The 22,556-nt window shown below is 49.7% G+C and carries 19 protein-coding genes and 1 tRNA gene; 12 read left to right on the forward strand and 8 right to left on the reverse strand.

Features of this window, described 5'->3' with window-relative positions; all coding sequences use genetic code 11:
* Positions 1-7: 7 nt before the first annotated feature.
* The 3 genes from LC431_RS06365 to LC431_RS06375 are packed head-to-tail and all read left to right on the forward strand — an operon-like array spanning position 8 to position 3,241.
* The gene (locus LC431_RS06365; RefSeq protein ID WP_013574986.1) at positions 8-1,105 is read left to right on the forward strand and encodes a mandelate racemase/muconate lactonizing enzyme family protein; all 1,098 of its coding nucleotides are present in this window, start codon (positions 8-10) and stop codon (positions 1,103-1,105) included.
* Positions 1,102-2,286, forward strand: coding sequence for a Xaa-Pro peptidase family protein (locus LC431_RS06370; protein WP_013574985.1), 1,185 nt, complete (start codon positions 1,102-1,104; stop codon positions 2,284-2,286). The genes LC431_RS06365 and LC431_RS06370 overlap by 4 nt, the downstream gene beginning before the upstream one ends.
* Positions 2,287-2,320: 34 nt before the next feature.
* Positions 2,321-3,241 carry a dihydrodipicolinate synthase family protein gene (locus LC431_RS06375; protein WP_013574984.1) on the forward strand — a complete coding sequence of 307 codons (921 nt, stop codon included), beginning with the start codon at positions 2,321-2,323 and terminating at the stop codon, positions 3,239-3,241.
* A gap of 59 nt (positions 3,242-3,300) precedes the next feature.
* On the opposite strand, the gene LC431_RS06380 is transcribed toward LC431_RS06375, so the two are convergent.
* On the reverse strand, positions 3,301-4,503 hold the full coding sequence (locus LC431_RS06380) for a gamma-glutamyl-gamma-aminobutyrate hydrolase family protein (protein ID WP_223509482.1): 1,203 nt from the start codon (positions 4,501-4,503) through the stop codon (positions 3,301-3,303).
* Between the two features lie 203 nt (positions 4,504-4,706).
* On the opposite strand from LC431_RS06380, the gene LC431_RS06385 reads away from it, so the two are divergent.
* The 4 genes from LC431_RS06385 (at position 4,707) to LC431_RS06400 (ending at position 8,733) form a co-directional block, all read left to right on the forward strand.
* Positions 4,707-5,915: a pyridoxal phosphate-dependent aminotransferase gene (locus LC431_RS06385; RefSeq protein WP_013574982.1), complete on the forward strand. Its 1,209-nt coding sequence runs from the start codon at positions 4,707-4,709 to the stop codon at positions 5,913-5,915.
* 151 nt (positions 5,916-6,066) lie between these two features.
* Positions 6,067-6,142, forward strand: a tRNA-Asn gene (locus LC431_RS06390).
* 161 nt (positions 6,143-6,303) lie between these two features.
* Positions 6,304-7,572 (forward strand): integrase arm-type DNA-binding domain-containing protein, encoded by a 1,269-nt coding sequence (locus LC431_RS06395; RefSeq protein ID WP_223509483.1) that lies wholly within the window; start codon positions 6,304-6,306, stop codon positions 7,570-7,572.
* A gap of 807 nt (positions 7,573-8,379) precedes the next feature.
* Entirely contained in the window at positions 8,380-8,733 is a 354-nt protein-coding gene (locus LC431_RS06400; RefSeq protein WP_223509485.1) for a hypothetical protein, read from the forward strand.
* Positions 8,734-8,767: 34 nt separating this feature from the next.
* On the opposite strand, the gene LC431_RS06405 is transcribed toward LC431_RS06400, so the two are convergent.
* Complete coding sequence (locus LC431_RS06405; RefSeq protein ID WP_223509486.1) at positions 8,768-9,343, reverse strand: NADPH-dependent FMN reductase; 576 nt, start codon at positions 9,341-9,343, stop codon at positions 8,768-8,770.
* 180 nt (positions 9,344-9,523) lie between these two features.
* Positions 9,524-10,459, reverse strand: a complete 936-nt coding sequence (locus tag LC431_RS06410; protein WP_223509488.1) for a zinc-binding alcohol dehydrogenase family protein — start codon at positions 10,457-10,459, stop codon at positions 9,524-9,526.
* A gap of 70 nt (positions 10,460-10,529) precedes the next feature.
* On the opposite strand from LC431_RS06410, the gene LC431_RS06415 reads away from it, so the two are divergent.
* The gene (locus LC431_RS06415; RefSeq protein WP_223509490.1) at positions 10,530-11,012 is read left to right on the forward strand and encodes a MarR family winged helix-turn-helix transcriptional regulator; all 483 of its coding nucleotides are present in this window, start codon (positions 10,530-10,532) and stop codon (positions 11,010-11,012) included.
* Between the two features lie 104 nt (positions 11,013-11,116).
* Here the strand turns inward: LC431_RS06415 and LC431_RS06420 are convergent, their stop codons facing one another.
* The 4 genes from LC431_RS06420 to LC431_RS06435 form a co-directional block, all read right to left on the reverse strand.
* Positions 11,117-12,574 carry an efflux transporter outer membrane subunit gene (locus tag LC431_RS06420; RefSeq protein WP_153376563.1) on the reverse strand — a complete coding sequence of 486 codons (1,458 nt, stop codon included), beginning with the start codon at positions 12,572-12,574 and terminating at the stop codon, positions 11,117-11,119.
* 67 nt (positions 12,575-12,641) lie between these two features.
* The gene (locus LC431_RS06425; RefSeq protein ID WP_223509491.1) at positions 12,642-15,692 is read right to left on the reverse strand and encodes an efflux RND transporter permease subunit; all 3,051 of its coding nucleotides are present in this window, start codon (positions 15,690-15,692) and stop codon (positions 12,642-12,644) included.
* The gene (locus LC431_RS06430; RefSeq protein WP_223509492.1) at positions 15,689-16,780 is read right to left on the reverse strand and encodes an efflux RND transporter periplasmic adaptor subunit; all 1,092 of its coding nucleotides are present in this window, start codon (positions 16,778-16,780) and stop codon (positions 15,689-15,691) included. The genes LC431_RS06425 and LC431_RS06430 overlap by 4 nt, the downstream gene beginning before the upstream one ends.
* Entirely contained in the window at positions 16,781-17,845 is a 1,065-nt protein-coding gene (locus tag LC431_RS06435) for an efflux RND transporter periplasmic adaptor subunit (protein WP_223509493.1), read from the reverse strand. It lies immediately after the preceding gene.
* A 237-nt stretch (positions 17,846-18,082) separates the two neighbouring features.
* On the opposite strand from LC431_RS06435, the gene LC431_RS06440 reads away from it, so the two are divergent.
* Positions 18,083-18,700 carry a TetR/AcrR family transcriptional regulator gene (locus LC431_RS06440; RefSeq protein WP_015696817.1) on the forward strand — a complete coding sequence of 206 codons (618 nt, stop codon included), beginning with the start codon at positions 18,083-18,085 and terminating at the stop codon, positions 18,698-18,700.
* 178 nt (positions 18,701-18,878) lie between these two features.
* Here LC431_RS06440 and LC431_RS06445 read toward each other — a convergent pair whose 3' ends face one another.
* The gene (locus LC431_RS06445; protein ID WP_015696816.1) at positions 18,879-19,727 is read right to left on the reverse strand and encodes an N-acyl homoserine lactonase family protein; all 849 of its coding nucleotides are present in this window, start codon (positions 19,725-19,727) and stop codon (positions 18,879-18,881) included.
* A 47-nt stretch (positions 19,728-19,774) separates the two neighbouring features.
* Between LC431_RS06445 and LC431_RS06450 the strand changes: the two genes are divergently transcribed.
* The 3 genes from LC431_RS06450 (at position 19,775) to LC431_RS06460 (ending at position 22,428) form a co-directional block, all read left to right on the forward strand.
* Positions 19,775-20,392: a TetR/AcrR family transcriptional regulator gene (locus tag LC431_RS06450; RefSeq protein WP_223509494.1), complete on the forward strand. Its 618-nt coding sequence runs from the start codon at positions 19,775-19,777 to the stop codon at positions 20,390-20,392.
* A gap of 58 nt (positions 20,393-20,450) precedes the next feature.
* Positions 20,451-21,185, forward strand: coding sequence for a hypothetical protein (locus tag LC431_RS06455; RefSeq protein WP_223509495.1), 735 nt, complete (start codon positions 20,451-20,453; stop codon positions 21,183-21,185).
* Positions 21,186-21,253: 68 nt separating this feature from the next.
* Positions 21,254-22,428, forward strand: a protein-coding gene (locus LC431_RS06460) for an IS3 family transposase (protein ID WP_370633751.1) whose coding sequence is annotated in 2 segments (ribosomal slippage) — positions 21,254-21,512 and positions 21,512-22,428 — 1,176 coding nt in all. Because the reading frame shifts where the segments join, the coding sequence is not laid out codon by codon here.
* Positions 22,429-22,556 lie beyond the last annotated feature (128 nt).

The following is a 22,556-nucleotide window of genomic DNA, read 5'->3' on the forward strand; positions in this document are numbered from 1 at the left end:
GAAAACGGTGAAAGCGACATTATATCGCGCCGACCTGCGGTATCCGCATCTGCAACTTTATACCGCCTCGTCGGGCAGTGTGCCGGGGCTGGACACCTTGTATCTGCTGCTTGAAGACAAAAACTTCAACGGGCTGGGCGAAGTGCGCATCAACATGGCGTATCTCAATGGTTACAGCGCCGAACGGGTGTTGAGTGATGTGATCCGTGCGTTGCAGCAACTGGATCTCAGTCAGCCTGCCAGCACAATTTTGCTCAATCTGCCGCAACGGCTGGCGGATTTTCTGGCACCGACACGCATGCTGCTGGATATCGCGCTGCATGATCTGATCGCGCGTCAGGAAGGCATCAGCGTGGCGCAACTGGCGGGCGCAGATAATAGCGAAACGGTGAGTTATCACACCAACCAGACGCTGTTCTGGACGCCGATGGCGCAGATGCTGCAACAGGCGACGGCGTATGTGGATCGCGGTTTTACACAGCTTAAACTGCGCGTCGGCGTGGCTTCGTTCGAAGAAGATGAAGCACGGCTCAGTGCGCTGCGCCGACGTTTCGGGCACGAAATCAGTTTGTCCGCAGATGCCAACGGCCAATGGCAGCCGGAAGCCGCGCGCAGCCATTTAATCTCGCTGGCGAAGTTTGACATGAGTTATCTCGAACAGCCGGTTTCTGACGCTAATGCGCACTATTATCCGACGCTGGCCGAAGCCAGTCCGGTGCCGCTGATGCTCGATGAAAGCATGAGCAGCGAGGCGGATTTAGAACGCATTTTGGCGCTGAACGGCAAGATTATGGCGCATCTCAAACTGGTCAAAATGGGCGGCATTGCGCCGACAATGGCTGCCGCACGACGTCTTACGGCCGCGGGCGTGCCCTTCATGATTGGTCAGATGAACGAAGGCGGTGCCGCTACCGCCGCCGCCCTGCACGTCGCCCGCGCCTGCCAGCCCGCTTACGCCGAACTTTACGGTGCCGACGGGCTGGGTAACGACCCGGTTCACGGCCTTTCCTATCATCAGGGGTTACTCAGCAGCCCGCCGGGCGCGGGGCTGGGTATCCGCTTCACCCCTTCCCAGGCAGAATTTATTCAGGAGTTTGAACAATGACAGCAACATCATTACCCGATACGGGCCGCGTCGTGCCAGGCGCAGAATCTGCATTTCACGAAGAAGAATATCGGCAGCGCATGGCGAAGGCGCGTCAGTTACTGGTGAAAGCCGGTCTGGACGTGATGGTGATTACCGGGCCGGAAAACATCTTTTACCTGACAGGTCAGCAAACACCGGGCTATTACACTTTCCAGACGCTGGTACTGCCGGTGGAAGGCGATCCGGTGTTTGTTATCCGCCAGCTTGAGTATTTCAACTTCATCTCCAACACCTTTATCCGCGATGCGGCGATTTATACCGATGGCGATAATCCGGTGAATTTCCTGCTCGATGTGCTGAAAACGCGTGGCTGGATGAAGAGCCGGATCGGTATCGATAAACGCGGCTGGTTTCTGCCGATCGCAATATACGAAGCCTTACAGGCTGAAATCGGCACGATCCACGATGCGGCTGGTGTTATCGAGCAACTGCGCGCCGTGAAATCAGCCGCAGAACTGGAAAAAATGGCGCACGCCGCCCGTTACGTTGACGCTGGCATGCTGGCAGGCCGCGCGGCGATTGCCGCAGGTGCGACAGAAAACGATCTGGTTTCCGCCATGATGGGGGCAGCGATTGCCGCCGGTTCCGAATATATGGGCATGGAACCGCTGGTCTCCAGCGGCCCGCGCACCGGTGTGCCGCACGGTACATGGCGACGCCGTAAAATTCTCGGGGGCGACCCGATTTTCCTTGAAATGGCCGCCACTCACGACCGTTATCACGCGGCCCTGATGCGCTCCGCCTGGCTCGGCAAACCGCCAGCCGTGGCGCTGGAAATGGAAAAAGTCTGTCAGGAAGCGTTGCAGGCTGCACTCGATGCCATCCGTCCGGGCGCGACATGCGAAGCGCCGCATCTGGCCTGTCAGGCCGTTATCGACCGCGCTGGCTATACCGATAACTTCAAAAAACGCACCGGTTATTCGATTGGTATTTCGTTCGCACCGGACTGGGGCGAAGGCGCGATCCTCAGCCTTTACAGCGGCATCACCACCGAATTACAGCCGGGAATGACCTTCCACATTCCGCCTGCATTGCGCATTTACGGCGAATTCACCGTCGGTGTCAGTGAAACCATTGTGGTGACCGAAACCGGCTATCGCGCCCTCGGCACAGTGGATCGTCCGCTGACCTTACTTTGATTTTGCTTTTAACCAGATGATGGGAATTGAATAAATGAAAGACATCAGTGAAAGTCAGGCGCGCCTGAAAGGTATTTTTAATATTACCGTGACGCCTTTTACGGCGGGCGGCGAGTTTGATTTTGCCGGGTTATCCCGCAACATTGAGCGGGTCATCGGCCTCGGTTATGACGGCATTTTGATTGGCGGCACGTACGGTGAATTCCCGGCGATGACCGCCGACGAACGCGCCACGCTGTTCCGCCATGTGATGGAAGTGGTGGGTGACCGCGTGCCGGTGATGTTGTGCAGCGCAGGTTCAGATGTCCGTGTCGTGCGTGATTTAACGCAACTGGCGGGCGATCTGGGTGGCCTGCCGATGGTCACGCCGCCGTTTGTTTCTGAAGTGACCGACGCGCAAATTATCAGCTTCTTCAAACAGATGGCACCGTTATCACGCACCGGTATTTTGGTGTATAACGCACCGGGTATCGGCATTACGTTGCCGCCGGTAGTGCTGGAGCAACTGGCCGACATCGACGGCGTGGTGGGTATCAAACAAGGTGATCTGAACCCGACCGCCATCGACCAGATTGCCAACCGTCTTGGCGGGCGTCTGCGTCTGTTCTGCGCCTCCGATCTGGCATTTTTAGGGCCGATGATGTGTGGTTTTGACGGCATCAGCACCACCAACAGCGGCGCTCTGCCGGAAATTATTCTGGCAACCTATCGTGCGCTGGAAAGCGGCGATGCCAGCACCGCACGCGAACTGCACCGTCTGTGGTATCCGTACCGGGCGCTGGCCCGCCGTTTCGGTCAGCCGCAACTGGTAAAAGCGGCCATGAACCTGCGCGGTTTTGACGGCCACCATGTCCGCGCCCCGCTGATTGATCTGCAAGCTGATGTGATCGGGCTGGTGGAGCAGGAACTGCGCCGTCTGGCCGCCGATCCGCGCTCCGGCGTCACCCTGAAGTAACCCGCTTTAAGCAAAAATCCCCGTCTTTGCAGGCGGGGATTTTTCATGGTGCCGTCAATTTATCCGTGCTGAGCTGACGCCGCTTTCAGAAAAGCTATCAGCAACGGGTGAGGTTTCACGGGCAGTGATGACAACTCCGGGTGGCCCTGCACGCCGAGGTAAAACGGATGGCGTATGAATTCGATTCCGTCAGCAATCTTGCCGGTGGCATCGGTCCCGCTGATCAGCAATCCGTGATTTTCCAGATCCGGTTTCAGTTCAGGTGCAAGGTGAAAACGGTGGTTGTAGCGCACGATAAATTCATCGCCAAGAATCTCATGCAACCGGCTGCCGGGGCGGGAATGCATCCGATGATCCCCGAGGCGGTGAACCGGAAATGTGGGCGTATTCGTCAGCGGCACAAAAGTTTTAATATCAGCATCAGGATCCGCTTCCGCCAGATTGGCTTTCGCAGAACCTATCATGTTCTGCACGATGGCCGTAGTCATGGTTTGCATGCCCAGGCACAACCCGAGAATGGGAATATGGCGATTCAGGGCGTAATGTGCGGCACAAATCTGTCCGGTAACATTACACATCGCGGATCCGCCCGGCAGTAAAATACCATCGACGTTTTCCATCACTTCATGCAGATGATCTTCCAGCACCTGGGGCGCGGCATACACCATATCAAGCGACACTGATAAAGCATCCGCGGCATCACCCAGCGCAGCGAGCGTGGCCGGATAGGTCGTGCACTGCTCGGACTGCGCACCGACCAGCGCGATACGCAGCGAAGTGGTGGTTTGTGGCGGCGTATCGTGATTTATCCAGCGCCCATAACGATCACGCCACCAGCATCCGGCGGCTTCATCCGTCAGTCCGTGCCGCCTGAACATATACCCCTGATTTTCGCGCTCAACCGTAATCAATTCATAGTCAAACGCGTTTTCGCGAACCTGCCGTGCAATTTGAGTGAACTGAATGATCTGTATTGGCCCGAGGGGGATCACCACATCCCCGATGCCATACGTCTTCAGCAATTCTTCCAGCTTCATCACTTTACCGGCACTTTGCAAAATCAGCCGTTCTGCCCAAAGCAACCCGCTGGTTACCCGTTGCCCTTCACCAACGACGTGCTGGCAGGCATCAGGGTAGCGTGCGGTATCCCAGCTCACCGGCAGATGCGCCAGCGGTAAATCCTTTTGTGCCGCCAGTATTGCCGCCATCGCACCGTACAGCGACGGCTCAGGTGTGTCATGTGCAACAAAAATAAAAGCCATAAGACAACCTTGAATTATAAATGAAAAGTTCAGACAGCCCGCAGGCTCACCGCCAGCCATACCCGCTGCCCTGCCGTTTCCGTCAGTAAAATACCGCTCAGCACGAAGAAATTATGAGCAAAGCAAAAAGAAGAATGGTAAGTTTAAATTGGTTTTAATGATTCACATAATACAATTTTGTTATTGTTCATACAGGGGAAACAATGTCTGCTGAATTTCTTGCACCTCGTTTGCGTCGCGTGCGCCCTTCGCCGACAGCGGCGATCTCCGACCAGGTTCGTGCGCTCAGCGCGGCAGGTACTGATGTCATCAACCTGGGCGAAGGTGAGCTGGATTTCGATACTCCCGCACATATTAAGCAGGCCGGCATCGACGCGATTGTACAAGGTGACACAAAATACACTGCCGTTGCCGGTACCGCCGCGCTTAAACACGCCATCATGACTAAGTTTAATCGTGAAAATAGGATCAGCTACCGCCCGGATGAAGTCATCGCGGGCAGTGGCGCCAAGCAACTCATTTTCAACGCACTTTTGGCCACCGTTTCGTCTGGCGATCAGGTGATTATCCCGGCCCCTTACTGGGTGTCTTATCCGGATATGGTGGCACTGGCGGAAGGTGAACCGCGGATTGTTCATTGCCTGGAAAGTGATGGCTGGAAATTGCAGCCGGAAGTTTTAGCCGCCGCAATCACCCCGAAAACACGTTGGGTCATCCTCAACTCCCCGAACAATCCGACCGGGGCAGTCTATTCAGCTGACGAACTCCACGCACTGGCCGCCGTTCTGCTGGAGCATCCGCAGGTGCTGGTGATGGCAGACGACATCTACGAACAAATTTGTTTTGTGCCCGGTATTTTCGCCACACTCGCCGAAGTCGAACCTCGTCTGAAAGAGCGTATCCTGACCGTAAACGGTGTTTCTAAAGGCTATTCAATGACCGGCTGGCGTTTGGGTTATGCGGGCGGCCCCGCGTGGCTGATTTCTGCCATGCAAATTTTGCAGTCGCAAAGCACTTCCAACCCCAGCTCCATTTCTCAGGCCGCGACTGTTGCCGCTCTGGAACAGGGCAATGCATTCATCGCGGACTGGATCGACATCCTGACGCACCGTCGCACCCTGATCATGAACTGCGTGAATGCCATTGACGGCCTGAGTGCCGAAACGCCGCCGGGCGCATTTTACGTTTTCGCTAATTGTCAGGGGATGTCAGGTAAAACGACACCTTCAGGCGATATTCTCAGAACAGATGAAGATTTTGCAGCTTATCTGCTGAAATCAGGCCATGTCGCCACGCTTCAGGGTTCTGCTTTTGGTGCGCCGGGTTATTTGCGTATTGCTTATGCCATCGATGACAACCGGTTGCAGGAAGCCTGCGAGCGAATCACCCGCGCTTGTCGTGAATTGCGTTAAGACCGAAAAAGGCCTGCTTCAATATGAAAACGGGCCTTTTTGACTCTATTCTCAACAACTTGGCTAAAGTATCAGCAAACGCACACATTTATTCAGTTTCCCCTTTGACATGCCACGGGGCAGTCGCTATTATTCGCCCCGTTCCAACGATTCCTCTGTAGTTCAGTCGGTAGAACGGCGGACTGTTAATCCGTATGTCACTGGTTCGAGTCCAGTCAGAGGAGCCAAATTCTTGTTTTCATGCCTCTTTGCGAATCCTTATGTGATTTAGATTCAATAAGTTAGCGCGAAAAATCTTCCCGATGCATTTTTAGTTTTCCCTCCGCATCGGGAGAATTTGGTGGTCAGATTTGGGGTCATGTTGGTTCGATGACGGAGTGACCCCCAAATGTCTCTTAACGACTCAAAAATCCGCAACTTAAAACCATCCGTAAAACCCTTCAAAATTTCCGATTCCCATGGTCTGTACCTGTTGGTTAATCCAGGCGGTTCACGTCTCTGGTATCTCAAATATCGTATCGATGGCAAAGAATCCCGCCTTGGCTTAGGCGCCTACCCGGACGTGTCTTTGGCTGATGCTCGTCAACAGCGTGATGGTATCCGTAAATTGCTGGCGCAGAATATCAATCCAGCACAACAGCGCTCTGCTGAAAGAGCCACTTCATCGCCAGAAAAAACTTTCAAGTATGTGGCACTGGACTGGCATAAAAGCAACCGAACATGGTCAGAGAACCACGCCTCCCGTCTGCTTGCCAGCATGAACAATCATATATTCCCTGTGATTGGACACTTGCCGGTAGCTGAACTGAAACCTCGTCACTTTATCGACCTGCTGAAAGGCATTGAGCAAAAAGGTCTGCTGGAAGTCGCAGCACGTACCCGGCAGCATATGTGCAACATCATGCGTCATGCCATACATCAGGATTTGATAAAGAACAATCCGGCAGCAAATCTGGAGGGTATTATTGCCCCGCCCGTTAAACGTCACTACCCCGCCCTTCCGCTGGAACGACTACCGGAACTGTTGGCTCGCATTGAGGACTACCAGCAAGGACGAGAGTTAACCCGCCTGGCCGTATTACTCACCCTTCACCTATTCATCCGTTCCAGCGAGCTGCGTTTCGCCTGTTGGTCTGAGATCGATTTCAAAAATAGAATCTGGACCATTCCTGCCACTCGCGAGGCCATCCCCGGTGTCCGCTACTCTGAGCGTGGTGCAAAAATGCGCACTCCACATATCGTTCCACTCTCCCGTCAGTCCATCGCTATTCTGAAACAGATACGGGAAATATCCGGGCATCGCGTGCTGATATTCCCCGGTGACCATAATCCGTATAAGCCAATGTGTGAAAACACCGTCAACAAGGCGTTGCGCCTGATGAGATATGACACAAAAGATGAAATCTGCGGCCACGGGTTTCGGGCAATGGCCTGTAGTGCTCTGATGGAGTCTGGCCTATGGGCACAGGATGCGGTTGAACGGCAGATGAGTCATCAGGAACGCAATAGCGTTCGAGCGGCTTACATCCATAAAGCGGAATATCTCGATGCCCGTAAAGCGATGATGCAGTGGTGGTCGGATTATCTGGATATGTGCCCGAAACAGTATGTGCCGCCTTATATTTGTGGGAAGGAAATCAGTTGCACAATGTTATAACCCCTCTGATAAAATAAACCACAAAAATAGCCGTATCAGTCTGTACTGTTACGGCATTTTTCTGGCTTCAATTCGGACTAATTGCTAAACCGTTTATTAGCATCTTCAGGTAAAATGTCCTGAGTGAATCCAAAGTGTGAGATCCGCTTCTCATACAGAACTATCCACGGAAACGGATTAGGTCTGTTATGAGCGAGCAGCGGACATTGCAGACTGCCCAGTAGAAAAAGTGCTATCAGAATTATCTAAAGAAATCGTATTAGCCATGTCTCATTCTAACCGTTTAATAAATTATAAAAATTTAAATTTTCATTTAATATCATCGCGTTAAGGGAGCTAATTAAACCCCTCATTTAATTTATGATTCTTATTTAGTTCATGGGTTGGTGTAAAAATAGATTACCGCACTATAGAAAAAACATATCAACCCCCGCAGGAAATTATATTTAAAATTAATGTGCGCAGGGACTTTTCTGCATAATAAGAACAGCAAGTAAAAACATAGTAATAATAGTTACCATTCCCATTCCTCGAGTAGCCGTATAATAAGGTAAACTAATGCCTGCTGCAATTTTAAGAATTAAGGTTATCCTAATGATTCTTTTGTATGATTAAGGTCATCGATAAATTCACTAAGGGCTCATTAATGAAATTGCGACTCTTGAATCTGTTACCACATGATTATGCTCATTTTTTTGTATTCTTCATATCATTTTGGCATTTCTAATATTATCACAAATTATTAACTTTAATCTGACAGAGACTGAAGCAATTGGTGAACATAGTCTTGAAGGATTTATAACCTGGATGCACATTATTTCAGGATTAGGACTGATTATTTGTGGTTTTATAATGTTAAGGTGGATGCTTACTCAAAGAGGTTTTACTTATTACTTTTCATGGGTATGGCTTGACTTTAGTGGCATTAAACAAGATATAAAAACGTTGACTAGTTTACGCCTGCCCAATGCACATTCGGGAGGTATTGCTAGTGACCTGTGCTCAGGAGCTTATCCGCGACCGCCGGCCTTAGGAAATCGTATTTTTTCAGCCTGCGATTGGCGAAGCTACCCAGGAAATGATAGTGCTGGAACTGGAGCGCCAGAACGCCAACTGTCCAGCAGGAAAAGCCCGGGGTTTTTATCAAATATTTATGTCTGACCCAGTCAGCTGTGAACATGTACCACCCTGACTATCATTCTTGATATTTCTGTTGTAGCTTTTCCTTTTCATTGTACCCTTCATTAAGAAGAGCCATCAGATCGGGTAAATACTTACTGAGTTGCATATCGGGATGTTCAATCTGACCTTCTAGATCCAGTGTGATTTCAGATAGCTTTATTTCCAAACCGGAGCTCAGATTAATCATATGGATCCCGTCAATTACCTGCCTCAACTGAGCAGCCGCTTTCCCGCCTCCACGGTTTGCATAGGTGACAATCAGAGCAGGTTTTTCTTTCCACTCATTGTAGAGGTGATCAATTGCGTTTTTCAGTGCTGCAGGATATCCCCAGTTATACTGAGGAAAAACAAAAACGAACATATCACCTTCAGCGATTTTTTTACTCCATAACAGAGTATGAGGCTGCTCGTAGTTACCCGTAGCAGGTAAATATGCCTCATCGTCCATGGGCAGATTCCATTCAGTGAGATCAATAGTCTCAGGATGTAATGGCAGTTGTGATTCCCCCACGGCCTTACATATCCACTCAGAAATCTGTGGACCGATGCGTCCTTTGCGAACACTACCCGTGATGATTTTTATATTCATATTTTTCCTTATAAGGGTATTTCAACTGATTACCTGATTTCTCATCCGCCTATTACGATAATGGTCCACCTTCTCAAAAACTGTTATGAGCCAATAAGTATCTCAGCAGAAATTTCCATTTATTCACGAGCGAAGTGGAAATTACTAGGAATTGTTAAGTACCAGATCGTATTTTTAATATCAGATATTGAAAACAGTACGACAACGACTGTCATCCTTGTTCCAGGCGTCGTTTACTTCGCTTAACGGCCGAATACTAAACGGGACTGAGAAATCACTCAAAGCAGCGGCTTGTAATAGTTCTCCAACCGAAGCGACCAGTTCAGTATTAGATACGCTGCCAAGCCCGCTCCCCATCAGGGTCAGTCCTGATGAGCGTAATAATTTGCTATGTAATGATATTTCTTGCCCACTTAATGAGCCGATCTGCACAAAACGCACCAACCTAGCACCTCCGTCAGAGGCGGATTTCATAATGCCAAGAGCACTGTCCCCCCAGAGATAATCCAACACGACATCAACACCCTGTTTCATGAGGGTCGGGAGTTCATGCGGTAACTCATCCAACGTAAGCGTGATATCAGCCCCCTGAGTACGAAGTTTCGCCAGTTCTTCAGTATTACGCCCAGTCGCAATGATTTTCCCTGCACCCAGGTGACGAGCGATACGCACAGCCAGCCCTCCTGAGGTGCCTGTCGCACCATTTATAAGAACAGTTTCTCCTGCGCGCAACTGTGCTTTGCGCGTTAATGCCGCCCAAGATGACATTCCTGGATTACCAATAGCGGCTGCCATTGAGAGATCAAGTGTTGCCGGGAGCGGCACAATACTTTTAGGCGTTGCCAGGCTCAGCTCAGCCATACTGCCAAAAGGGGAGCTCAATGAGAAAAAATAGACCGGCTCACCGTTAGTCAGATAACCTGCACCATCAATTCCGGGTATAAACGGATATTCAGTTACTGAGCTGTAGTGTATTCCGGCGGCCCGCGCCTTAGCCAGTTGACTGATTGCGGCGGCTTTAACATTGACCACAAAATGCTGCTCATCTTCCTGTGGATCCATAAAATCACCGTAAATCGGGGTTTCGCCTTTGCCATTAACAAGTGCTGCTTTCATTGAGTTAACCTTTAGTTAAAGAAATAGATGTGTATAATACACATATTATCCACGTTCCAAGATGCCGTCAATGAAAAGAGTGCAAAGTACACATAAAAACGATAATTTTGATGACTTACATGATACGTTGCTGGCTATTGTCGGTACTTTTAATCGGCCGCAACGTGATGAAACAATGATAAAAAACTCCGGTATTAATATTGATCGAGCATTGTTTCCATTGCTGGTCCTGATCGGCCGCTTTGGGCCTGTAGGCGTAGGAGAACTCGCTGACCGGGTGGGCCGGGATTACACGACGGTGAGCCGTCAGATAACTAAACTCGAGCAAATAGGTCTAACCTACCGACAGAAAAATGTTAAAGATAAGCGAATTAACGAAGCAGTAGTCACGCCTGAAGGAAAAATGATGACAGATAAAATCGATCATACGCGAGCTCTCATTTATAACGACGTCTTCAATAGCTGGCCAAATGAAGACCGCATAGAATTGGAAAGATTATTGAAAAAATTTTTACAAGATTTCAATGGATTAGAATCAATTAAATCCGTTTAATCCGTTTAATCCGTTTAATCCGTTTAATCCGAACTTATGAACATGCAGGCGAAGTGCGCAATATACTTAGCCTGCACGTAAACAGCCGTACATGGCAGGGTCCGCTAGTCTACAGCTCCACGCTCCCACCCTCCTCCCAAGGCCTTGTAAAGGGTAATTAGACTGTTTTGCTGCGAAAGTCTGCTCTGAATCAGAGACTGTTGCGCAGAGAATAATGTCCGCTGCGCATCCAGCACATTCAGGTAGTCCGTCGCACCGTTAGCATACTGAATCTGAACGAAGTCAAATGCTGCCTGAGCAGCCTGGACATTCTTTTGCTGCGCCTGGGTTTCATCATCAACCACGCTGCGTTCTGCCAGCGCATCCGAAACCTCACGAAAAGCGGTTTGAACAGATTTCTCATACTCTGCCACCGCAATGTCACGTTCAACTTTGGAGGTCTCTAATTGAGCCATCAGCCGTCCGCCACTGAAAATGGGCAGATTAACCTGAGGCGCAAAACTCCAGCTTTGCCCACCCGCGTCAAAAAGTTCCCCTAGGGCGTTACTCGCACGCCCAGCAGAAGTTGTCAGGCTAATGCTTGGGAAGAACGCTGCACGGGCTGCACCGATGTCAGCATTAGCAGCCAATAAATTATGTTCTGTTGAAACGATATCAGGGCGTTGTTGCAGCAAATCAGAGGGGAGGCCCGCAGATAAAGTCTTATCACTGATCATGTGCGCTAATGAGTCTGTTGAAGGCAACAGGTTTGCGGGTAAAGGTGTGCCTACCAGTAAAGCTAGCGCATTACTATCTGACATCACTTGCTTATCGGCAAGAAGGGACTGGAATCGGGCGCTCTCGAGCTCACTTTCAGCCTGATGCAACGGCAGTTGGGAGGATTTACCGACGCTGGTCAGGCTCTGCTGCAAATCATATGCTGCCTGGCGGCTGCGCAATGTATCCCGTGCCAGACGCTGCAGGTCCTGGTCTGCAGCCAGCGATAGATAGCTTCCCGCAACTTCAGCGATCAGACTTATCTGCGTAGCCTGTCGAGACCAGGCTGTCGACAGGTAATCCTGCTGAGCCTCTTCCTTCAGGCTACGGATGCGCCCGAAAAGATCGAGCTCATAAGCGCTTATACCGACATCGAGACTGTACCCTCGGCTTACCCCCCCAATCCCCGTGTAAGATACCGACGCAGGTGTGCGCTGGGCTTGTTCTGCTCCCGTTATTCCAACCTGAGGCATCAGCGCTGAGCGCTGTATCCGGTACTGCGCCTGGGCCTTCTCTATATTCAGAATCGCGATTCTCAAATCATGATTATTGTCCAAGGCTAGCTGAACGACCCCCCGTAGCTTAGGATCTATGAATAACGTTTGCCAGGTTATCGATGCAACGGACGTGTCTGACACGCTCGTTTTAGTCTTTACTGGCCACACAGGTGGAATGGGGGCAGTGGGACGATGATAATCGGGCGCTAACGTGCAACCTGTGAACAAGGTGGCGAACACCATTGCAGCGACCGGCGTCAGGGCGCGATGGGATAAGCGCAGGATTCGGGAAACAATAAAATAACTCATGCCTTTGCTACCTGATTCAGTGTAAAAGAGGGTCTTTTGTTCGAGCCGGTACACATCAGCAAACGAATCATTCTGCTTTCTCCTCTTGTGGGATTTTGAACCACGTGACGTAGAGCGCGGGAAGGAATAACAGCGTCAGGACTGTCCCGATAATGATGCCGCCCATCATGGCGTACGCCATAGGCCCCCAGAATATTTCCCGCGCAATAGGGATAAGTGCAAGCGTTGCGGCTGCGGCCGTTAACATGATAGGACGCATACGATGTTCGGTTGCCTGCACGACTGCATGCCAGGGCGCTACGCCCTCAGCCCGCAACGTGTCGATATGTACCACCAGGATAACCGAGTTGCGGATCAGTATGCCGACCAGCGCTAACACGCCCAGTATGGCCACAAAACCCAGCGGTGCGTTACTGAGCAGCAGCGCGGCTACCACGCCTATTAACGCGAGCGGTGCGACGGAAAAGACCAAAAAAAGACGATGGAAACTTTGCAACTGGATCATCAAAATGGTCGCAATGACAAACAGCATGGCGGGCACTACTTTCACGATCGGCGCCTGTGACTTCGCGCTCTCCTCAACCGCCCCGCCCGTCTCGACAGAATATCCCTGAGGCAGGCTTTGCCGGAACGCCTCTACTTTTGGCTCAAGGCGTTGCACAATGGTGGCCGGTTGAATATCTCCGGTCACGCCCGCTTTGAGCGTAATGGTGGCCGCACGGTCACGCCGCCAGATGGTCGGTTGCTCAAGCTGATAGCTGAAAGTGGCGACAGAAGATAACGGTATCTGCTGACCATTAGCACCATCAAGCTGGAGGTCTCTCAATGCATCGACTGAGCCGCGGTCTTTTGCCTGACCACGCCATAATACGTTTATCAGATAGATATCGTCCCGGACCTGTGTGATCGCTTCCCCCCCAGCCAGACCATTCATCGCCTGAGCGATTGCCTGCGATGAGACTCCCATCTGGCGGGCCTTATCCTGCAGGACGTTGACCCTGACCACCCGGGCAGGCTCATTCCAGTCAAAGGCAAGATTGTTCAGCGCAGGATCCTGTCCCAGAATGGCGGCCAGTTTGTGTGCTTCGCTGCGCACCTGTTGAATATCCGGTCCTGCTACCCTGTACTGTACCGGCTTACCAACCGGCGGGCCGATATCCAGCAATTTGACGTAGGCGTCGGTGCCGGGGAAGGTGTGGGCTAAGTAGGTGCGGAACTTTATCTGCAAACGGTCCCGCGTTTTGATGTCTTTTGCCACAATGACAGTCTGGCCAAATGACAACGACGAGGGCTGAACGTCAAACGATAAGATAAATCTTGGAGCACCGGTGCCCACATAGCTCGACCAGTGATCCACGTCAGGGCTGTTTTGCAGCTCTTCCCGCTCAAACTGCGCCATTTGCCGGCTGGTTTCATCGATAGAACTGTTCTGCGGCAGGTTCCAGTCAATAATCAGTTCAGGGCGGTCTGAACTGGGGAAAAACTGATGCTGAACCAGCGACATGCCCAGAACAGAGAGAATAAATGCCGCACAGGCGCTACCAATCGTCAGCCACCGGTGGCGGAGACACCAGTGCAACATACGGGAAAAGGTTTTATCGGTACGGCTCTTATGTTCCGCTTTCTTTTTAATCGTTTTTGGCAGCAGTGCCACGCCCAGCAGTGGCGCAATCAATACTGCCACGACCCATGAGACAATCAGCGATACGGCAATGACAACAAACAGCGTAAAGAGGAACTCGCCCGCATTGCTGGCGTTAAATCCTACAGGAATAAAACTGGCTACGGTGACCAGCGTTCCCGTCAACATCGGAAACGCAGTGGAGGTATAAACATGCGTGGCCGCCTTTCTGAGGCTGTCGCCCATTTCCAGGCGCGCCACCATCATTTCAGTGGCAATCATCGCATCGTCGACTAACAATCCTAACGCAATGATCAATGCGCCCAGCGAGATGCGTTGCAACGAAATACCCGCGTAATACATCACCAGGAAAGTAATGGCCAGTACCAGCGGAATTGAAATGGCGACCACCAAACCGGCCCGGACACCCAAGCTGATAAAACTGATCGCCAGTACTATGACGACGGCCTCAAATAACGCGCGGGTAAATCCGGAGACGGCCTCATCCACAATGGCAGGCTGGTCGGAGACTTTTGAAACAAACACGCCGGCAGGCAGGTCGTGCACAATATTGTCAACCATCTGGTCCAGCGCGCGCCCAAACACCAGCAAATTGCTGCCTGATTTAATGCCCACCGCCAGTGCGATGGCAGGTTTACCGTTGTAGCGAAACAGCGAGGTCGGCGGATCAACATAACCGCGCGTAATATTGACCACATCGGTGAGAGGGAAGAACCGGTTATTAATACGCAGGTTGATTTGCCGCAGGCTTTGCTCAGACGCAAACCCCCCATCGACCCGCAGTGCGATCCGGTCCGAACCGGCTTCGATAAACCCGCTAGCGGTGACGGCGTTCTGCGCCTGCAGCGCGGCGATAACTTGACTGCGGCTCACGCCCAGTTCGGCACTTTTACGTGGATTGAACTCCAGATAAATGACTTCATCCTGAGCTCCCAGGATCTCAACTTTGCCGACGTTGGGAATAGTCAGCACTTTCTTTTGTGCCTCATTAACATAATCACGCAGTTGACGCTGGCTTATACCGTCGCTGGTAAAGGCATAAATATTGCCAAACACATCATCGAAACGATCGTTTAAAAAAGGCCCCTGTATGCCGGCGGGAAAATCTCCCTGAATGTCCGCCATCATATTTCGGATCCGCTGCCAGACGGCGCGAACGTCCTTAGATGGCGTTTCTTCCTTCAAATCCACAAAAATGATGGTTTGCCCCGCCGTTGTCTGACTGCGGGTGTGGTCTAACGTATCAATTTCCTGCAGCTTCTTCTCAATACGATCTGTTACCTGGTTTGTCATTTCTTCCGCAGTCGCCCCAGGCCACTGCGCCTGTATGACCATCGTTTTGATCGTAAAAGCCGGGTCTTCTTCTCTTCCCAGTTCCTGATAAGAGAAGAAGCCAATCACTGCCGAAATAATAATGAAGTACCAGACCAGAGAGCGATGTTCGAGCGCCCAGTCCGAAAGGTTAAATTTGTTCACAGCGTTGACGTCCTCTCAATGCGAATTTTTTGCCCCGGTAGTAAGCTGTTCACACCGGCCGTAACAATCTGCTCCCCTTCTTTCAGTCCGCTTAGTACACGAACCGAATTTGCCTGATTAAATGGTATGAGTTGGACCTTTCTCTGTTCGACGGTCAGGGAAGCTGGGTTAATCACCCAGACAAAGTGCGTCTGCTGACGCTCAAAGACGGCGGTTTCAGGAATGATCACGGACGTACCTGAGTTGTTTGATATCAGGGGATAAACAGTGACCACAGTGCCTAATCGAAATGCCGGCGGGGCATCATTTATGGCGATCTTGACCCTCCGCAGACGCGTAGCCGCATCCGCTGCCGGCGCAACTTCTCTTAGTACGCCAGTCCATTTGATGGAGGGATCTATTTGTAATGTCATTTCAAATTTATGCCCAAGCGTTACATTTCTTAACTCTTCTTCAGGCACATCAACCACGACGTCACGCCCCTCCAGGCTGGCCACCTGAAAAACGGTTTGACCTGCGGCAACGGTTTGTCCGGCTTCGACAGATACCGATGTGATTACGCCGTTATAATTCGATTTCAACCGGGCATAACTCAGTTGTTCGCCGGCTTTACGCAGCCTCGCCTGGGCCTCTCCTACCGCTGCCTGAGCGGCAGTCAGATTCTGTTCGGCCTCTTCCAGTTCTTCAACGCTCGTAACTCGTGCTGTGGCAAGGCTACGTTGCCGTTTGGCACTGACCATGGCATTTTGAAGTTTGGCCTGCGCATCCTGCAGACTCGCCCTCGCGCTTTGTTCCGAAAACTCCAGAGAGAGAGGGTCCAATTCAGCAAGCACATCACCGGCATTGACTTCATCGCCTACGACGACATGACGTGACACCACCCGCCCCGGAGTCTGGAAGGAAAGCGGGGACGTGATGCGGGGTTGCACTGTGCCGGCGAGATGCATACCAGCGGCGGACTCGGCGAGGGCTGCTGCGGAAAGGACGTAACGCGGGGCCGGAGGTGCTGTAGTTTTATCATCGCAACCAGAGACAGTTGCCAGCAGCAGGGTCAGTGGGCATAAAAAAAACCATGAATTTCTGTTCATCTATTTTTGCTCCGGAGAAACGCGCTGACCAGCTATCAGAAACTTTCCGCCTTCAGTGACTACCCAGCTCCCTGACGTTAACCCAGCGGCCACAACCACGTCATGGGCGCGGTAACGTGAAACCTTAATAGCCTGCAGCGAAACGACGTCTTTTTGCTTATCTATCACCCATACGGCGGGTTTACCCTGAATTGAGGTCAGCGCACCGGGTGGGAGTAAAATGCCCTGCTCTTCTTTCGCCTCGAAGTCGCCGACAATCGGTGCGCCGAGTGACCACTGTACCGGTGCCGGTAGCGTAGCTTTCACTCTGACGGTGCCGCGTGACTCATCCAGCAACGGTGCCACTTCCCGCACCCTGGCAGTTAAAGGAGAAGAAGCCATTGAAAGCAGTCCGACTTCAATGTGATCTCCCGGCTGCTCGTTGACTAACAGGGCCTCCGGTACCTCAAACACGGCATCGCGTAAGCCATCATGAGCGAGTGTGAAAACGGTCTGGGCCGAGGCAACTACCTGGCCGACCTCCAGCTGTCGCGAAACGATCACCCCATCCGCATCCGCTCTGAGTTCGGTGTAGGTTAACGCATCGTTTGCCGTATTAAGTGATGACTGCGCGCTGACCAACCCCGCCTGTGCACTGCTGAGGTCTTCGCGCGCCTGATCCCATTCAGCCTGTGAAATCGCATGGGTTGCGAGCAACTTCTGATCGCGACTGAAGGTGCTTAGTTTTAACTTGAGCGTTGCGCGTGCGCCGTTAAGTGTGGCCTGCGCAACCTCCACGTCTGCTTTTTTTTCTACGTCGTCGAGCCGGGCCAGCACGTCTCCTTTATGCACCCGGCTCCCCACATCAACCAGCCGCGCGATCACCCGACCTTCTGTCCTGAACGCCAGATCGGCCTGGAACCGGGCAGCAACCTCACCCGATATATGTGCCACGTTATGATATCGAACCCGTTGCACCTGGATGGCACGCACCGCCTGTAGTGGGGCAGATGCTTGTTTTTGTCCGTCACACCCTGTCAGAGCTATGCATACCAAACTGCATGCGATTATCGAAACCCGTTGCATGGGATCCCCATCATTGAAACCACGAAAAATAGACGCTATATTTATCACTGACTGACCAGTCAGTCAATTTAATGGTTAACTTCTGAAAATCACCTGTGCGACAGTAGACAGACTGGGTTGAATGGTTTTGAAATCAGTGACAGGACACTAAGGGTATTTGCGGAGATGCAGAACTGTGACATGATCCTACCAGGATAAAATCGAGGCCCGGACAAGGTAATTTATGGAGTTCTCAACATGATAAATAAGATGACACGGGCTGAACAAAAAGCGCAACGCCCTCAAGAAATTATGGAGGCTGCTTTCGAAGAGTTCGCAATTAAGGGCTATGCCGCTGCCAGACTTGATGATATAGCCAGACGACTGGGTATCAGTAAGGGCACAATCTATCTGTATTTCCCCACCAAAGAGGCGCTCTTCGAAGCGATGGCTCATCACCATTCCCAACCATACCGTGATGTGTTGAGCATGTCAGACTCATTCAATGGTACTTGCACTGAACGCCTGCGTCAGCTGCTTCTCTATGCCTTTGAGAAAATATCAAAGGATAAAAAAATCCAGCAAATGCTGCGCTTGTCTTTGACTGAGGGTGTACGTCTTCCCGAAATTGTTGAGCGTCACTATGACGAATTCGTAGAACCTCTGGCAGGAGCAATAGGCAAATTATTAAAAGAAGGAGTCGAAGCAGGAGAGTTTCGTGATGGACCCGCGTCAGGTTTCCCTGAGGTGATTATGAGTTCTATTCTAAACCTGATGATATTGCACATAAACGTCACCGGCCGCCGTCATCTTAAGAAGGAAATATTAATAGAAGCGCACTTGGATCTCATGCTTAATGGGTTGATAACACGTTAACTGTAGAAAAATAATTCTAATTGGAGAACGTCCTTAATACTCGCTCTCCATTTAATGATTACTTCAATAATCAAAAAATTTTATTAACAAAATCATTAAAAGAATTCTGACCTAGAACCTAAAAATTACGAGCTATCTTAATACAGTTAGATAATGAAAAGGGTCGAGGGAAAACACTTCAGTCAAAATGCTCATTTGGCACAGTGAAAATTTTATTTTCCAATCTCTCAGCGCTGAGATTGTCATGAGCAAATTGCGTTATCGTAGGTTTACTTTTGCATAGTGCACGCAATTTCTTAGTAGTTTCCTGGTGAAGATTTCCATCGACCGCAACCCCATCAACACTTCCTTCAAGCATGTAACTCTCCTGATAAGAGGCATCACCAGCGATTAAAACGTTATATTCTCCACAATCTATAATGACAGACTGATGACCTGCTGTATGCCCCGGTGTTGGAACAATACGAATTAAACCATCTGAAGTAAGGCATTGATGTTTCTCGAAGGATACAAATGGGCCATCTTCGTATCTTATAGTAGATGGTCTAAACCAATTAGGATAATGCATATTCAGAAATCCTTGTACAGGGCCCTTCCAAGATAAGCACTCTGATGCTTCAAGCTCACTTAGGATAAATTCACTATTTGGAAAATGTCTTATTCCGCCAGCATGGTCTCCGTGCATGTGTGTCATAATGACCCAGCGAACATCATTAGCCATAAATCCTAACTGCTTAATTTTTTCATTCACCTCCTCTTCAGGTCTGACCCATCTACGTTCGCATTTTTGCATAAATGGATGCCACCAAGGCTGATATCCGGGATCATTTGCATGTGTACTTTCGCCAGTATCAATAAGTATAAGGCCTTCATGATGCTCGACAAGCCAACAACCGATCGGTAAACGAGAACTCCAATGCTTATCTTTGAGCACGTCAAACAACCTCGCCGGACGCGATTCATAACGAGCTAACTCATGGCGACTCTTAATCTGAACATCACCTGTTTGCAAACAATGAATTTTCATGCCAACCTCTAATGCAACAAGTATTGCATTTAGATTATGGGGTAATTATGGCCAGATCAAGTTTTATTCGAGCTAATCGTTTAGACCATGTAACAGAGCGCACTGGCGGCCGTAGTGCCAAGAATCGTGCTGCTGTACTTGTAGCTGCAGAGCATCTTTTGTCAGAAGAAGGGGTTGAGGCTCTTACCTACAGGAAGATAGCAATTCTCGCAAATGTAAGCCCATCAACCATCTATAGGCGCTGGCCGGAGCGAGCCGGATTAATTGCAGACACTCTTAATCACATAGCTGAAAGCTATGTTCTGATGCCAAATACAGGAAGTATTCAGGATGATTTAAGAGATCTTTTAAAATCCATAGCCAATTTATTAAACTCTGGAAAAGGTAAAAGGTTTGTATATAGCTTAATCGCCGCTGTTGGAACGGGAGATGAAGAAGTTAAAGAAGCAATCAAGGGCATATGGCAGTCAAGATTAAAACTGGCTGATAAAATATTTGAAGAAGCAATTAAACGAGGCGAGATTAGTAACAGCATTCGTGTTAGACAAGCTACTGAAATGTTGGTGTCGCCGCTTTGGTTTAAAGCAATAATTAGTTGTGAAGAAATAAGCGATGAATATATTCAAATTCACACTTCAACATTAAATAAATTTTTTACAATATAGTTAAACTAAATCACGTTGGGCTTTATGTTTATGAAAAAATTGCTCGAGGAAATTCATCATGCCAAAAACCATACCTACTACCAGAAGAATATTCAGAGAGACTGGCTGGATGACTGTAAGAGAATCCGTAAAAAAGGCCAATGAGCTATTCGATCAAAAAATAAGAGAAAGTGATATTTATCGCTATGCCCTTCATGGTGATATTTTTCTTTCTATTTACTTTCAGTCACCTGTAATCATAAGAAAAATAAAAACCTCACAACAAAAGCTGAAGCTTAGCCCGATCAATTCTTCTTTCATCAATCGCCTTTGTTTATTAGATAAGGATTGTTTTCTTAACGGAATAAACTTAACATTTAGCACAGAGGGTGATTACATCTATCCACATGAAAAAATAATTGACACGATGTTCTGCGGCTATGAATATGTTCTTCTGCAACAACTACTTGCTAAGGCTCTGAAAATACCACTCCTTACACACCAATCAATTGATGTTAATTATGGCATCACAGTTACCATATCAAATAAAACATTTCAGGTTTTCGAGAGGCTGTCCCGACAAACACGTGTCAATCAGCAGATCATGCGTTTAACTCAAAATGCACCACCTGATGTTTATGACTATATATTGAAGCATAAAGAAGTATCAAATTCCTCCAGTGAATATTTTCCTGTTTATGAACTACCGCAAGATGCTTGCTTTGTTCTTAAACAGTCAGAATTTCAGAAACTCGGTTCTCTATTGGCTAAAAAAAAACCCTCAACCATCTTCATCGCGAATATCAACCTGTAGTGGCACACTGAATTTGGCCACCTGAATAGAGGTGATATCATCACCTCACAGTAAAAACAGGTGACATTATGACCGGACGTAACAGACGCAATTTTAGCCCCGAGTTTCGCCTCGAAGCTGCCCAGCTTGTACTCGATCAGCATTACACCGTTGCCGCCGCTGCTACGGCAATGAACGTCGGCAAATCCACAATGGACAAATGGGTTCGACAACTGAAAGAAGAGCGAGCGGGAAAATCACCCACTGCTTCACCCATGACACCTGAGCAGATTGAAATACGCGAGCTAAAGAAAAGACTTCAACGCGTTGAAATGGAAAGGGATATATTAAAAAAGGCTACCGCGCTCTTGATGTCAGACTCCCTGAACAATTCTCATTAGTTGAGAAACTCAGGGCGCGGTTTCCTGTTGCCGTTGTGTGCAACGTGTTTGGGGTTCATCGCAGCAGTTATAAATACTGGCGGCAGCCCAGGAAGCCTGACGCCACGAGAGTGGCATTACTGAGCCTTGTGCGTGAAGTTTATCGCGAAAGTAACGGCTCAGCAGGAGCGCGAAGCATTGCCGCGATGGTCACCACCAAAGGTATAAAACTGAGCCGCTGGCGGGCAACAAAGCTAATGAAAGCGCTCAATATTATCAGCTGTCAGCAACCTGGCCATCGTTATAAGAAGGCGTCTAAGGAACACATTGAGATCCCTAATTATCTGGATCGCCAGTTTGCTGTTACCGAGCCTAATCAGACCTGGTGCGGTGATGTGACTTATATCTGGACGGGAAAACGCTGGGCTTATCTGGCTGTAGTACTCGATTTGTTTTCCCGTAAACCGGTTGGCTGGGCGATGTCATTTTTCCCTGATTCAGCACTGACAGGTAAAGCCCTGTCGATGGCCTGGGAAGCACGGGGAAAACCGGCTAATTTACTGTATCACTCGGATCAAGGCAGTCACTATACCAGCAGGAATTTCAGGCAGTTACTGTGGAGATATCAGATAAAGCAAAGTCTGAGTCGCCGGGGAAATTGCTGGGATAACAGCCCAATGGAACGGTTCTTCAGAAGTCTGAAAACAGAGTGGGTACCGGATAATGGCTACGCTAATTTTAGCCAAGCCAGCACGGCAATAACGAATTACATCACAGGATATTACAGCCAGCTCAGACCTCATCAATATAATGGTGGTTTGACGCCGAATGAATCAGAAAGATTGTTTTGGAAAAACTCTAAAGCCGTGGCCAGTTTTTGTTGACCATATATGGACGCCCCGGGTGTTACAAGTACTGGTTCGATACGGTTTGCGACCATATATCCGGCGTCGTTAGTGGGTTAATTTACCCGCGCCATGATGTTATCCGAGCCCTGTTTCCTTATCACTAC

Source organism: Rahnella sp. GSA61A (genome assembly GCF_019969905.1).
GTDB lineage: Bacteria > Pseudomonadota > Gammaproteobacteria > Enterobacterales > Enterobacteriaceae > Rahnella > Rahnella aceris.

What these genes read in the sequence shown, in the direction of transcription:
- LC431_RS06370 (WP_013574985.1), top strand. Translation starts at nt 1,102, where the DNA reads ATGACAGCAACATCATTACCCGATACGGGCCGCGTCGTGCCAGGCGCA.
- LC431_RS06375 (WP_013574984.1), top strand. Translation starts at nt 2,321, where the DNA reads ATGAAAGACATCAGTGAAAGTCAGGCGCGCCTGAAAGGTATTTTTAAT.
- LC431_RS06380 (WP_223509482.1), bottom strand. Translation starts at nt 4,503, where the DNA reads ATGGCTTTTATTTTTGTTGCACATGACACACCTGAGCCGTCGCTGTAC.
- LC431_RS06385 (WP_013574982.1), top strand. Translation starts at nt 4,707, where the DNA reads ATGTCTGCTGAATTTCTTGCACCTCGTTTGCGTCGCGTGCGCCCTTCG.
- LC431_RS06395 (WP_223509483.1), top strand. Translation starts at nt 6,304, where the DNA reads ATGTCTCTTAACGACTCAAAAATCCGCAACTTAAAACCATCCGTAAAA.
- LC431_RS06400 (WP_223509485.1), top strand. Translation starts at nt 8,380, where the DNA reads ATGCACATTATTTCAGGATTAGGACTGATTATTTGTGGTTTTATAATG.
- LC431_RS06405 (WP_223509486.1), bottom strand. Translation starts at nt 9,343, where the DNA reads ATGAATATAAAAATCATCACGGGTAGTGTTCGCAAAGGACGCATCGGT.
- LC431_RS06410 (WP_223509488.1), bottom strand. Translation starts at nt 10,459, where the DNA reads ATGAAAGCAGCACTTGTTAATGGCAAAGGCGAAACCCCGATTTACGGT.
- LC431_RS06415 (WP_223509490.1), top strand. Translation starts at nt 10,530, where the DNA reads ATGAAAAGAGTGCAAAGTACACATAAAAACGATAATTTTGATGACTTA.
- LC431_RS06420 (WP_153376563.1), bottom strand. Translation starts at nt 12,574, where the DNA reads ATGAGTTATTTTATTGTTTCCCGAATCCTGCGCTTATCCCATCGCGCC.
- LC431_RS06430 (WP_223509492.1), bottom strand. Translation starts at nt 16,780, where the DNA reads ATGAACAGAAATTCATGGTTTTTTTTATGCCCACTGACCCTGCTGCTG.
- LC431_RS06435 (WP_223509493.1), bottom strand. Translation starts at nt 17,845, where the DNA reads ATGCAACGGGTTTCGATAATCGCATGCAGTTTGGTATGCATAGCTCTG.
- LC431_RS06440 (WP_015696817.1), top strand. Translation starts at nt 18,083, where the DNA reads ATGATAAATAAGATGACACGGGCTGAACAAAAAGCGCAACGCCCTCAA.
- LC431_RS06445 (WP_015696816.1), bottom strand. Translation starts at nt 19,727, where the DNA reads ATGAAAATTCATTGTTTGCAAACAGGTGATGTTCAGATTAAGAGTCGC.
- LC431_RS06450 (WP_223509494.1), top strand. Translation starts at nt 19,775, where the DNA reads ATGGCCAGATCAAGTTTTATTCGAGCTAATCGTTTAGACCATGTAACA.
- LC431_RS06455 (WP_223509495.1), top strand. Translation starts at nt 20,451, where the DNA reads ATGCCAAAAACCATACCTACTACCAGAAGAATATTCAGAGAGACTGGC.